At 62.1% G+C, this 13290-nt stretch carries 10 protein-coding genes; all 10 read right to left on the bottom strand.

Going from position 1 to position 13290, the window contains the following annotated elements; genetic code table 11:
* Positions 1-1096: type VI secretion system Vgr family protein (locus QSK07_RS11975; RefSeq protein ID WP_285720607.1), on the bottom strand; the 1096-nt coding region annotated here is incomplete at its 3' end.
* Positions 1097-1112: 16 nt separating this feature from the next.
* Complete coding sequence (locus QSK07_RS11970; protein ID WP_285720608.1) at positions 1113-2615, bottom strand: serine/threonine protein kinase; 1503 nt, start codon at positions 2613-2615, stop codon at positions 1113-1115.
* A gap of 27 nt (positions 2616-2642) precedes the next feature.
* Positions 2643-5252 carry a type VI secretion system ATPase TssH gene (gene tssH / locus QSK07_RS11965; RefSeq protein ID WP_285720609.1) on the bottom strand — a complete coding sequence of 870 codons (2610 nt, stop codon included), beginning with the start codon at positions 5250-5252 and terminating at the stop codon, positions 2643-2645.
* Between the two features lie 54 nt (positions 5253-5306).
* Entirely contained in the window at positions 5307-6353 is a 1047-nt protein-coding gene (gene tssG, locus QSK07_RS11960) for a type VI secretion system baseplate subunit TssG (protein ID WP_285720610.1), read from the bottom strand.
* Positions 6350-8221 carry a type VI secretion system baseplate subunit TssF gene (gene tssF, locus QSK07_RS11955; RefSeq protein ID WP_285720611.1) on the bottom strand — a complete coding sequence of 624 codons (1872 nt, stop codon included), beginning with the start codon at positions 8219-8221 and terminating at the stop codon, positions 6350-6352. Before tssF ends, tssG begins: the two co-directional genes overlap by 4 nt.
* A 2-nt stretch (positions 8222-8223) precedes the next feature.
* Positions 8224-8799, bottom strand: coding sequence for a type VI secretion system baseplate subunit TssE (gene tssE / locus QSK07_RS11950; RefSeq protein WP_285720612.1), 576 nt, complete (start codon positions 8797-8799; stop codon positions 8224-8226).
* Positions 8789-9616, bottom strand: a complete 828-nt coding sequence (locus QSK07_RS11945; protein WP_285720613.1) for a type VI secretion system accessory protein TagJ — start codon at positions 9614-9616, stop codon at positions 8789-8791. The genes tssE and QSK07_RS11945 overlap by 11 nt, the downstream gene beginning before the upstream one ends.
* A gap of 16 nt (positions 9617-9632) precedes the next feature.
* On the bottom strand, positions 9633-10610 hold the full coding sequence (locus QSK07_RS11940) for a hypothetical protein (protein WP_285720614.1): 978 nt from the start codon (positions 10608-10610) through the stop codon (positions 9633-9635).
* 10 nt (positions 10611-10620) lie between these two features.
* Positions 10621-11412, bottom strand: a complete 792-nt coding sequence (locus QSK07_RS11935; protein ID WP_013357582.1) for a PP2C family protein-serine/threonine phosphatase — start codon at positions 11410-11412, stop codon at positions 10621-10623.
* Positions 11409-13268 carry a type VI secretion system-associated FHA domain protein TagH gene (tagH, locus tag QSK07_RS11930; protein WP_285720615.1) on the bottom strand — a complete coding sequence of 620 codons (1860 nt, stop codon included), beginning with the start codon at positions 13266-13268 and terminating at the stop codon, positions 11409-11411. Before tagH ends, QSK07_RS11935 begins: the two co-directional genes overlap by 4 nt.
* Positions 13269-13290: the final 22 nt, after the last annotated feature.

Raw genomic sequence — 13290 nt, 5'->3', positions numbered from 1 at the left:
TTTTCGGCCACGGCGTTTCCGGCGGCGTGCGGTACGTCACCGACGACGGCAGCACCGTGAAGTGGATGTTGTGGCGGCTCTCGCCGGTGTCGCCGCTGGCGTAGGAGTTCTCGGCGAAGTCATAGGTGGCCGAGGTCACCAGGTACTCGCCGTTGTCGCTGAAGTGCGGCGCGTTGATGATGGAGAAGGTAAAGCCCGGTGCGATGCCGGTGGCCGTGCCCGACCCGCTGACGCTGTGGTGCTCGGCCTGCCACACCTCCTGACGGATGCGCGCATAGGCCTCGCCGTGGCTGTGGTCAACAAAGTGCCCCGGCCAGTCGTAGACGTCCACCGAGCCCGGCACCGGCGACGCCGGATTCTGCCGCGCCTGCAGCATCCACGCGTTCGGCTTGCGGAAGTCGTAGTCGTCGGTGCTGTAGATTCCCGGCGTCACGCTCTCCGCCAGCGACCACTGGCTGATGCCCTCTTCCGTGACCACGCCGCCCGACGGGGTGACGTGATAGGCGATGGTCTCATAGCCCGGAAACGCCTGATGCTGGTCCGGCGCGTCGCACAGCACCAGCGTATGTTTGTCCGCCTCGTGGCGGAAGAAGTAGTAAATCCCCTCCAGCTCCATCAGGCGGCTGATAAAGTCCAGGCTGCTCTCCTGATACTGCACGCAGTACTCCCACACCCGGTAGTTACCCGCCAGGCGCGTCTCAACGCTGACCGCGTACTCCTTCAGCAGCGTCTGCACAATCTGCGGCACCGTCTGGCTCTGGAAGATGCGCAGGTTGCGGTCGCGCCGCATCGGCCACAGGTCCGGCTCCACCGTCAGCTGGTAGACCGCGTAGCGCGTGCCGCTCAGCTCCTGGCTGCGCAACGCTACCCGGGTGATTTTGCCGTTAAGGTAGCGCGGACTCAGCGCGCTCATCAGGCCATCGGTCGGCAGCGAAAAGGTTACCGGCTTGCCCAGCAGGGCGTGACGGTCGATGCGCGCGTCGGTGGCCAGCAGTTCGGCGGTGAGCACAAACGGACGGGACAGCGTCTCGCTGCCCGTGAGCGTGTGGAACAGCAGGCCGTCCGCCGGCAGCTGTGCAGTAATGCGTGAGAACATAAGTAATCCCTGACTATTAACTGTGTGGATCGAGCAACCAGACGCCTTCTTCGCTGATGTTCAGCGTCTGCTGACGGGTGCCGCTCTGGCCGCTGATGGCAAAGGTGTAGTTACCCGGTGCCAGCTGCAGCGTGGCAAAGCCGTTCACCGCCGGGACCAGCGCCTGAGGCTGACCGTTCACCTGAACGCGTTCACCCTGTTGCAGACGGATATAGACCTGAGCGACCGGCGCGGGCGGCGGTGCCGGTTGAGGATCGGGTTCACGTGCGGCGGTCTGCGCAGGCTCAGCAGTCTGAGCCGGCGCGCTGGTAACGGTATCCGGCGGGGTCTCTGGCTGCGTCGGTGGCGCAGCCACCGGCTGATTAACCGGTGCGACGCTGGCGGCAGGCGCACTGTTTTGCGCGGTCTCAGCCGGCGCCGTCTGGTCATCACCACGGGACATCAGCAGACCGGTGCACAGGCCGACCAGCACACCCGCGGCCACCAGGCCCGGCAGCGCAAAGCGATGTCCCAGCAGCGTTTTCAGCGGCGAGGCGGGCGGGATGACCGCCTCTTCTTCGATCGGCACCAGCATGGTGCCCGGCCCGCTCATTTTTGCACTGAGCAGCGGTTCCGGTTCGCGCTCCGGCAGCGCCATCAGCACAGCAAAATCATCAATGCTCTGCGGACGATCTTCCGGTTTCAGCGCCAGCGCGCGATCCACGGCGCTGAGCAGCGCGGTGGAGTAGCCCGCCAGACGACGCTGCACCAGCGGCTGATAGTTATCTTCGATGCTGCGCACCACGCTCACCGGCGGTGGCGCACCGGTAATCAGCGTATGCAGCACCGCGCCCAGCGCGTAAATATCGGTCCACGCGCCCTGCTCGCTCTCATCGTTGTCGCTGTACTGCTCAATCGGCGCATAGCCGGGACGCAGCATGGTCTCGCTCTCATCCGACAGGTTGCCGATGGTTTTACGCGCCGACCCGAAGTCCAGCAGGATCGGCTCGCCGCTGCTCTGGATCTGGATGTTATCCAGCGAAATATCGCGGTGCAGATATCCCGCTTCATGGATAGTTTTAATCGCGCCCAGCAGAGGCGGCAGCATGCGGCGAATCCAGGCCTCATTCACCGACTGCGGATGACGTTCGCTGAAGTTCGAGAGCGTAGTGCCGCTGTAGAACACCGTGCCCATATAGGCGGTGTCGTTCTGCACCCAGAAACGCAGCACGTGCAGCAGGTTCGGATGATTAAAGCGCGCCAGCAGCCGCGCCTCCTGAATAAAGCTGTTCAGTCCGGCGTGAAACGTTTTGCTGAACCGCTCGCTGCGCAGCACCAGATTCAGGTCATCGCTGCGCACCGCCAGCGAGGCGGGCATAAATTCTTTAATGGCGATATCGCGCTCAAGCTGGTGATCCCAGGCGCGATAGACGATGCCAAAGCCGCCACCGCCGATGACCTCTTTGATTTCAAACTCATTGAAGCGGTAACCCAGCGGCAGGGCGTTGGGGACATTCAGGGGTTGATCATGTTCCGACATATTCGAAAACTCTCTGATGACTAGGCTTTAAACAGCGAACTGGCAGACAAATTCGCCCTGCTCACAACGCACCTCAACGCGGCGATAGCGTTCATCGCGGGCGTGGGCGCTCAGCAGTATCTGGCTCATCTGCGGCAGCAGTGTGTTGGTGAGGATGGCATCGACCATGCGACCGCCCGACTCTACTTCAGTGCAGCGCTGCACGATCTGGCTGACCACCGACTCGTCGATCTGCGCTTCAATGCCATGGTTCTCGGCCAGACGACGCACAATACGCGCCAGCTGCAGCCGCACAATCTCCGCCAGCATGTCATCGCTGAGCGGGTAATAAGGCACCACCAGCAGACGACCCAGCAGCGCAGGCGGGAAAACCTCCAGCAGCGGCTTACGCAGCGCGGTACTCAGGGCATCGGAATCGGGCATCAGTTCAGGATCGGCGCACATGGCGCTGATCAACTGCGTGCCGACGTTCGAGGTCAGAATGATGATGGTGTTGCGGAAATCGATGTGGCGACCTTCGCCATCCTCCATCCAGCCTTTGTCGAACACCTGGAAGAACAGCTCATGCACATCCGGATGCGCTTTCTCAATCTCATCCAGCAGCACCACGCTATAGGGACGACGGCGAACGGCTTCGGTCAGCACGCCGCCCTCGCCATAACCGACGTAACCCGGCGGGGCACCTTTCAGCGTTGAGACGGTGTGCGCCTCCTGAAACTCGCTCATGTTAATGGTGATAATGTTCTGCTCGCCGCCATACAGCGACTCGGCCAGCGCCAGCGCCGTCTCGGTTTTACCGACACCGGATGGGCCGCACAGCATAAAGACGCCTGCGGGCTTGTTGGGGTTGTCGAGGCGCGCGCGCGTGGTGCGAACCCGCTTCGCGATCAGCTCCAGACCGTGACGCTGGCCGATGACGCGCTGGTTCAGGGTATCAGCCAGATTCAGGACGGCGTCGATCTCATTCTTCACCATCCGGCCCAGCGGAATGCCGGTCCAGTCCGACACCACGGCAGCCACTACACCCGCATCGACGGCGGCAAACAGCAACGGCGTGTCGCCCTGCAGCGCAGTGAGTTGCTGCTGTGTTGCATCACGCTGTTCACGCAGCTCCGCATCCTCTTCGGTCACACAGCGGGCGCGCAGCGCAATCAGGGTCTCGACCCGTTCGCGCTCCTGCAGCCAGCGCTGTTGCAGCGCATCGCGTTCGGCTTCCATCGCTGCACGCTCGCCGGCAATCGCCTGCTGGCGGGTGACGTCACCGAGGCCGACCTTAATTTCACGTTCAATGATCTCTGCTTCAATCTCCAGCGAGGCCAGACGGTGCAGGCAATCTTCCAGCGCCGCAGGCTGCGCGCCCTGACTGACCGCCACGCGGGCGCAGGCGGTATCCAGCAGCGCCACGGCTTTATCCGGCAACTGGCGCGCCGGAATGTAACGATGGGACAGTTTCACCGCTGCACTGACCGCATCATCCAGCAGCAGCACCCGATGGTGTTTTTCCAGCGCGCTGACGGTGCTGCGCAGCATCAGAATCGCTTTAGCTTCATCCGGCTCCTGCACCTGCACGGTCTGGAAGCGACGGGTCAGCGCCGGATCTTTCTCGATGTACTTTTTGTATTCGGCCCAGGTGGTCGCGCCGATGGTGCGCAGCTGGCCGCGCGCCAGCGCCGGTTTCAGCAGGTTGGCGGCATCGCCGGTTCCCTGCTGACCGCCCGCGCCGACCAGGGTGTGGATCTCATCCACAAACAGCACAATCGGCGTCGGACTGGACTGTACCTCATTGATCAGCGCCTGCAGTCGCGCTTCAAATTCCCCTTTCATCCCGGCACCGGCCTGCAGCAGGCCGATATCCAGCAGCCAGAGCTGCACATCGCGCAGCGGCGCAGGCACATCGCCCGCCGCGATACGCAGGGCGAGGCCTTCGACCACCGCGGTTTTGCCGACACCCGCTTCACCGGTCAGCAGCGGGTTGTTCTGACGACGACGCATCAGGATATCGACCATCTGGCGGATCTCATCGTCACGGCCGGTCACCGGATCGATGCGGCCTTCACAGGCACGTGCAGTGAGATCCTGCCCGTACTGTTCCAGCGTGCTGCCGCTGGCCGCTGGCAATGCGCCAGCGGCATCCGCCGGTGCGCTCAGCGCCTGCTGCGCTTCTTTGCTGCTGCTCAGCAGCGTGTCGAACTGCTCCAGCAGCGCATCGGCGTTGACGCGGCTGAACTGGCCGGAGATGCCTTTCAGCACGCTGGCCAGGTTGAAGGTTTTCAGCATGCCAATCAGCAGATGGCCGCCGCGAATGCGGGTCGCGCCATATTTCAGCGAGGCGTAAACCCACGCCCGCTCGACGGCGCTGTCGATATGCTCGGAGAGGTCGGAGACCGCACTGGCACCGCGCGGCAGACGATCCAGCGCAGCAACGATGTCCTGAGTCAGGGCCTTTTCATCCAGTGAAAAATGTGTGATGACCTGCTGTAAGTCGCCATCCTGCTGCTGCATCAGCTGATGCAGCCAGTGCACCAGTTCAACATAGGGATTGCCGCGCAGTTTGCAAAAGGCGGTGGCGCTTTCCAGCGAGGTAAATAACAGCGTATCCAGTTTGCCGAATAGCACGGCACGGCTGATTTCTGACATAGGGGGCTCTCTTCAATGAAAGACGCAGGCTGTGTAACAGGGAAAGCGGCTGGGCTAGCGCGAAGCTGCCTCAACCTCAAACATAAAATCTTCTCGATCCTGCAGCTGTGGCATCTGCCCCAGCCAGCTGGTGTAACCAAGCCGGGCAGCGCCACCCAGCGCCACACCCTGCACCGCGTCTGCGGCCAGGATCAGACTGAGATCCCACTGCATTTCGATGCCAAGGTAGTGACGTACCCAGTCGCGCACTTCCTGCGCGCCGGGGGCATCCGGCAGAAAACGGGCATACTGCGCGGCGCTGAGCGGGCCCAGGTGCAGGCGAAAACGGTGCTGCACGTCGCGCACCGCCACGCCGAGAAAAGCAGAGGCACCCAGCCGGGGCATGTGGCGTCCTGCGCCAAGCCGCGCCTGATCGCGGCTGTCCAGCGTCAGCCAGTGCGGCAGGTTATGCGTCAGCCGGACCGGCACGCCAAAGTAGTGGCGGAGAATGCGCACCAGCCCTTCGGCATCGTGACCGTGACGGCTGAGATGGCCCACCAGCATCAGCCGCGCATGAAGGCTCAGTGAGCTGGCCTGCTGCTGCGCCGGTAAACCGATGCCCGCCAGGCAGGCGAGATAGTTCAGGAAGCGGCTGTCGTCGGGGCGATCCAGCGACACGGTCGGCTGCGCATCCGCCCAGGCGCGATAAAACAGCAGCGTGGCGCGATGATGGAACAGGTCAGCAAACGCCGACAGGCTGTGATCCTGATGATGCACAATGCGTTCGTGCACATATTCGGTCAGATGGGTCGGCAGCGGCCCGTTGGGGCCAAACAAACCAAAGCTGTAAATCGACAGCTCATGGCGTCCCACCTCTTCACGTGGTGTGGCGCTGGCGACTGTGGCAGGCGCAAACGCCAGTGACGGCGTCTGACCGATGCGCACCGATTCGAACTTCGGCAGCGGCGCACGGCCCAGCGGATAACGCTGACCGCCCTGCGCATCCAGCCGCCGCAGCAGCTGGAACAGATCGTAGCGCCACGGCGCGGCCATCACTTTTTGCCAGAAATCATCCGGCAGTCGCGTCAGCCGCGGCAGCGTAATGACTTTTTCGCCACTCATATCAGCGCTTTCCGGCCCATGCGCGGTGGCCAGTAGCCCACTTCACCGCGCTGCTGGCTGTTCAGGGTGAACTCCGTGAAGCTGTTCAGTGCCACGAGGCGGCCACAGACCCGCTCCAGCACGCTGCCAAACAGCCACGGGCTGGCACCCGAAAACGCCTGCTCATCCACTTCCAGCGTGATGCTGACGCCGCGCGCAAACACCACCGGACCCGGCTCCGGCACGCGGCGGTTAACCGCGCTGAGCGTACAGTGACGGATGCCGTCAATCTGGCGGGAAACCGGCGCTTCCGCCAGGTTAGCGTAGAGGCTCAGCAGCTGGCGCAGCGCCGCCGCGCCTTCTCCGTCGCTGCTGTCCATCAGGCTGAGGTAGTTCATCTGCAGATGGCTGATCAGCCGCCATGCAGAAAGGCCTTCGGCCAGCGCCGGACGCGGCGGGGTCGGCCCTTTGCACAGTTTCAGCTCCGACACCGGAATCGAGTCCGGCATCACGAAGTTGCCCTGGTCCTGCTGCAGCATCAGCGGCAGATCGCGGCTGGTACACATCACCTCGGCGGAGAGATAACGCACGTCATCGCGCCACGGCGCGTGATGCTCATCCACCAGCGACAGAAAGACTTCAGAACCGATGTAACCGGTGCGCGTGCCATAGCGCTGCGCCTGCTCTGACAGGGTGCGCTGTTCGCGTCGCAGCGAGAAGTAAGCACCGTAATTACCCTGGTCACCGCTGAAGGTGCTCCAGAACGGGCGGAAAACCTGCTCTTCCCGCTGACCTTCCACGGTAGCGAACAGCCGCTGTACCGAATGCACTTCGTAATCCAGCGGCCGGATGTTATCCACCACCAGATGATATTCATGCTGGCTGTCGCTGACCTTCAGGCGCTCGGCGGTTTTCGGGAACAGATTGATAACCGGCGTGCAGTGCATCGCCAGATGGCTGTGATCGACCACGCTTTCCAGCGCGCTGTCCGCTTTGTCGAGCAGGATGATGATGTCGAACGCCGTGGCGTTGTCGCAGCGGCGCAGGAACGGGCCGAGCTGACTCAGGCTGATAAACTGGAAACGCGCCGGAAACGCAAAATACTCCTGCAACAGGCGATAACCGTCGAAGTTGCGCAGATCGTCCGGCAGCAGCGCCTGCTCTGGCGCAAATCCCTCCTGCTGCAGGGCTTCATCCGTCAGCACCTGACGCTGCGGCCGCTGCTCTGCGGACTGCAGCACGATGCCGACCCGGTGCTGCATCAGCAGCTCCAGCAGCTTCAGCGCCTGGATATCGGGGCCGCTCAGGAACAGCATCAGGTCATCCATACTGAGCTGACTCAATGAGGAGATCCCTTCGCAGCTGATGCGGATGCGCAGCGCACTGGCCGCGCCAAGGCCACCCAGTTTCAGCTCACCAGAGGGCAGATCGCCCGGCACGCCGCCGAGAGTGACTTCGCTGATCCGCAGGGGATGCAACACCACATCGTGTGCGGTGGTGTAGCTGCAGGTCACCCCGGTTTTTTTCAGGTTCTGGCTCTCCATCATGGTGCCGCGCGGCACGCGAAAGCCCTGGGTGATGTCACCCTTACGGCTGTCCGGCGTGAGCTGCGCGATTGCCATTGACGGCGTTGGCGAGAGATAGGAGGGCGCAATCATCTCCAGCAGGCGCTGCGAGAAGCGCGGAAACTCCGCATCCATCTTCAGCTGCACACGCGATGTCAGGAAGGCGAATCCCTCCATCAGCCGCTCGACATAAGGGTCCGCCACGTCGATGCCATGCATGCCAAGACGACCTGCCACTTTCGGGTAACGCGTCGCGAACTCCGCCCCCATCTCGCGCAGGTAAGCCAGTTCACGGTTGTAATAGTCGAGCAGATTGCTGTCCATGATTACCCTGCATCCTGAAGTTCGAAATGGCCGCTCTCCAGATCAACCTGAGTGCGGAACAGAAACGCCAGCGGATAAGGCACGCACCAGAGCCGCCCTTTGATCTCAATCGACAGTACGTTGTGCAGACTAAGCGAGCCGAGATCGCTGACGCAGCGCACCTGCAAACCCTGCGGCAGAATGCGCGGCTCGAAGTGCAGAATGGCGTTGGTCATTTTGCGCTGCATATCCTGCCATTCGATATCGGAGACGTTCTGCCCGGCCAGCGGCGCTACGCCGAAGTTCCAGACAGAGCGCTGCACCTGATCAAAACCGCCCAGATCCTGCTGCGCTTCGTTGTTGATGGTGTTAAACAGCCACTGCAGATCGCGCAGCACGTGGCGGCGCAGCGTACTGTGGCTGATCAGCATGCTGTTCTCCGCCTCCTGCTGCCTGTCCGGCGCGTTGTCGGTCAGGCGGTCCAGCAGGGAGGATTGCAGCTTGTCGCGGGCGGTTAGCACATCGCGCTTTTTGCGCGCACCAAAGCCGCCATGCAACTGGGCATAGCCGTCGTTATGCGCGTCTGAATCATGGCTCATTGGCGGACTCAACGTTGTCGAACGAGACCTGCTGCAGGGTCAGCAGCGAGAATTCCACGCTGTCGCTGAGCCACATTTTTTGTCCCTGGCCGATAAACTGGTCCGGATCGTTGCCCAGCGGCTGCCAGTCGGTGACGCTGGCGCGCAGAAAACGCTCTTCCGCACCCGCCAGCAGCGAATAGCGCGCCGGGATCTGACACACCTGCTCACTGCCATCTACCAGCTGCACCCGGGTATGACGCCACACCAGATCGGTGACGCTGGCGGGTGCCTGGAACTGCATCTCACGAATGGCGGCAAACGGGATCCAGTAATAACGGCCCTGATTGATCACTTCACACACCGGCCCGAAACGACTGTCGCCATCCATCAGCCAGCTGAAGGCAATGGGCTGCTCCTGCCCGGACGCGGTGCCGGGATTGGCCGCCGCGAGGTCGAGTGCTTCAGCACGCAGTGCGCTGCCGTGTGCGACATCACCCGCGGTTTCGGCCTGTAACGCGGCCAGCAGCGTGTCGCACCAGTGCCAGGCGCTGCCCGGCAGTACCGGCTGTGCCTCGCCACGCAGCACGGCGTCACGCTGCAGCTCACCGGCGATCGCCTGCTGCAACAGATTAACCGTTGGTTGCGCCTGCGGGCTTAACGCCAGCCAGGATTGCAGCTGCGTCTGCGCGCGCGTCCAGTTGCCCGCCAGACAGAGTAACTGTACAAAGGCGGCGCGCAGATCGGCGTTCGCCGGATTCGCCTGAATCTGGCGGGTAACGTCAGCCAGCGTCTCGCTGAGCGTGGCGTTCGCAAGATGATGTTGTAAGGATTCCATGCAAACTCCTTTTGCGTCAGTTAAGGGTGCGGTAGACCGCAGCGGCGGGATCTTTCAGTTCGGGGTGCAGTTTTTCCACCAGCTGTACGCTCAGCGTGGTATTGCCGCTGACCCACGGTGACCAGACTTTGCGGACTTCCTGCAGACGTGCCTGCAAAGCACTCTCATCAGCGGCTTCACTGGCGGGCATTATCACCACCACCTGACGGGCCGCCTGCCAGCCGTTAAAACGGTTGCTGAAGGGCAGAACCAGCCAGCTATCCGGGGATTTTTCGTTACTCAGCACCATGCGCTCGCTGTTAACCGTGGTGATGTGCAGTTCGGCGGTAGACGACTGACTGTTCAGCCCCATCACCGGGAAGCCCTGCAGGAAGGTCACACCGACGGCTGCCGGTGCGCCGTTACCCTGCTGCGTCAGGCGGCTGTGTCCGCTGAGCCAGCCATCGGAACCGCAGACCAGCCCCTGCTTAGCCGGCACAAAAAGCGCGCCGCCCTGCGCCGGATGCTGCCACCAGGTGCGGAAATGGCAGCCGTCGAGCAGGCTGAACTGCAGCCATGGCGAGGTGTCCGCCTGGGCGGCATTGACCAATGGGTCCGCAGGCACGGCAGCCGTGGCTGGCTGTTGTTGTGCAGGCGGTGCGGGCGGCGTCACCACAGTTTTCCACTGCTGCGCCCGGGCGGCACTGCCGGTGGCGATTTCACTGCCCTCTGTATCGGTCAGCTGCCAGTGCAGCTGCTGCAGCGGTTTACACTGCGACGCCATCAGGCCGGCCACCCGCGGCAGAAACGCTTTCAGCACCGACGCGTTTTTCTCACCCAGGGTGACGATGCGCAGGTTAATGGTGCTGTTGCACCAGCTCGACAGCTGATTGTTTTTGACGTCATCAATCCAGACATCCAGTTTCTGTGCCGGGGACTGAACGATGCGATAGTTTTCAGCATAAGCGTGCGTGCTGAGCAGCAGCGCAGCCAGACCCAGTAATCCATATTTCATGTTGGCGTTCTCAATCTCGCAGAGGGAAGAACTGCGCCGCTTCAGAGAGCGAGTGCAGCAAGGTGGTGTCCTGGGGCGATCCGATCCAGACGGCCAGTGCGCTAAAATTATCCTGCTGCCCCTGATCTGACTGATCGTTTTTGATGATTTGCTGCATCAGCGTCAGCCACTCTTCCGGCGTATTCACCATGTGCAGTGACTGCTGCATCTGCTCCAGCGTCACGCCGTGCCAGAAACCATCGGTGCAGAGCAGAAAGGCATCGCCATCCTCAATCCCGACCACGTCGCTGTAGCTGGCGTCGCGCTGCTCATCACCCATCCCCAGCGCAAAATAGAGCAGATTGCTGTTGATGCCTTCGGTGCGATGTCCGGCATCTTTCATCTGCTGCACCAGACTGTGGTCGGTGGTGACCAGATAGAGATAGCCGCGGCGAAACAGATAAAGGCGGCTGTCACCGGCATGCGCCCAGCAGGCAAGGTGGTAGTCGCGATCGATGAACAGGCTGACCAGCGTGGTGCCCATCCGGCTGTGCTCGCTGCTGGCTTTCTGCTGCTGCCGTATGGCGTGATTCGCGTGATTAACGTAGTTGCGAATCGACTGCGCATTGAGGTGCGCATCGCCATCGAACGCTTCCAGCAGGCTGCTGCGGGCGATGGCAGCCGCTCTGTCACCGCCGGGAAACCCTGCCACACCGTCGCACACCACAAAACAGGCGGAACGCTTACCGATGACATCACCGATCTGATCCTGATTACTGGCGCGATCGCCCTGGTTCGACGTCGAGGCAATAGTGATATTCATGCGTCATCCGTGTGGGTTTGTGAGTCTTTGTACTGATTAACTTCCAGGTCATAGGCGTGCAGAAACGCTTCGCCAAACAGGGTGTGGAAATCGTCTTCGATCTCGCCCGCTGTCTCGCCGTAGCGCTCAACAAAATGTTCCCACAGCGCCGCTTTACGGCTGCCCGGCAGGCCGATACGTGAAACCGACCCCGCCTGACGCGCCTCCTCTTCCAGCTGCTCAGGGTTAAAGGATTGCAGCATTGAGGCGATGATGGCGCGGATACCGGCGATCATGCCCAGCTGGTGCGCCTGCAAATCAATCAGCGCATCCCGCACCGCCTGACGCGGTGGCATAAAGCCCGGCATCCGGCTGCCGAACATCTGCATCAGGACGGTTTTGCCGGATGGCAGCAGCTTGAACGGGTTGTTGGCGTCGTCGAGGATCACCGTCATGTCGGCCTTGACGCCGCGCTTGAGGATCGAGCGCGATGACAGCAGCGCGACCGTGCCCTGCGAGAACATGCTGAGCATCTGACCAAACTGCAGCATCTGCTCGCGGTCAAACTGCGGCGTCGGCTGCAGATCGCGCAGGCCCATGCCTTCCAGCAGCGCGTCCAGCAGTTCGCCTTTCAGGGCATCACCGCTGCTCTGGCTGGATGTGGAGGGTTGCACGGCGGCGGCATGCCGGTGACCCGAGGCAACCGGATCAATGCGCAGCCGCCCTTTCGGCGTCGGTGAGGGAGCACGCTGCACCGCCTGCGGCGTCGGCAGCGTAATGCCGCCGTAGTCGTTTTGCGGATTAACGGCGTCTGTCTGACCGGATTCCGCCTCATCCGCCAGCAGCGTCTGGCGCGGGACTTCACTATGAGGCTGGTCATCAACGGGTAAGTCGACGCCGCTGAACAGCGGAGAGTGATCCATTTCGTCCAGGCTGACGGAAGCCTGCTCAGGTGAGCGTGCGGCAACCGGCTCAGGCTTTGTCTCTTGCTGAGGCGGCACCTGCAGCGTCGCCGGTTTCGCTGGCTCCGGCTGCGCCAGCGGCACCGCGTTCCCCATCATCAGTCCTAATGGATCATCATGGTTGCGCACATCCGCACTGCTCACGCCGTCGAACAGGCTCAGTGGATCCAGTTCAGCAGTGGGCGTTTCAGCCTGCTTCGGCGCACTGTTCTGCTGAGCCGCCAGCGTGCTCGGCGTGCGGTCGTCAAAAATGCTCTGCTGCGCGAACAGCGCATCACCGTCATCAAACAGGCTGCTGTTTTTAGGCTGCTGACCATAATCCAGCGGCGCATCGTTGATCAGCTGTGCCAGTGGATCTTCCGGATTCCGGTCTGGCATGGCAGGCGCGGTCAGCGGATGGGCATCCGGCATCTCCGGCGCGGCTTTGCGTTTAGAGAGATCGTCGGAGATCGAAAACTCTTTCGCCAGGCTGTCCCAGATTTCGCTGGGGATGGCAGCGGTAGTGCTCGCTTTTTCGGCTGCCGTTTCACGAGGAGCCGCTGCGGGCTGGACCGGCTCCGGACGCGGAACCGCCCTTTCAGCCTGCGGCTGCTGTGCACTGTTGAGATCGCTGACCAGCAGCTGATAATCATCGATGCCCAGAATGTCCCCATCCTGCAGCTCAACCTGACGACCGCGTTCCAGCGGAATATCGTTGAGCAACACGCGCGTCACATTGCCACGATTAGTCAGGCGACATTCGCCGTTAGCCGTGATGTGCACAATGGCCTGCAGCCGGGAGAGCGTTCGGTCGTCATCCGGCAGCACCAGATTGTTATCCACGCCGCGACCAATGGTGCCGCCGGGCGGGAAGAAATCACAATGAGTTTGCGGCGGCTGTTGGCCGGGTTTAGTCGTTATTATCGTAAAGCGCATAACGGATTCCTGCGGTTAGCGG

The organism is Pantoea sp. QMID4, from assembly GCF_030270445.1.
Taxonomy (GTDB): domain Bacteria; phylum Pseudomonadota; class Gammaproteobacteria; order Enterobacterales; family Enterobacteriaceae; genus Pantoea; species Pantoea vagans.
This window is presented reverse-complemented; position numbering and strand designations above follow the sequence as displayed.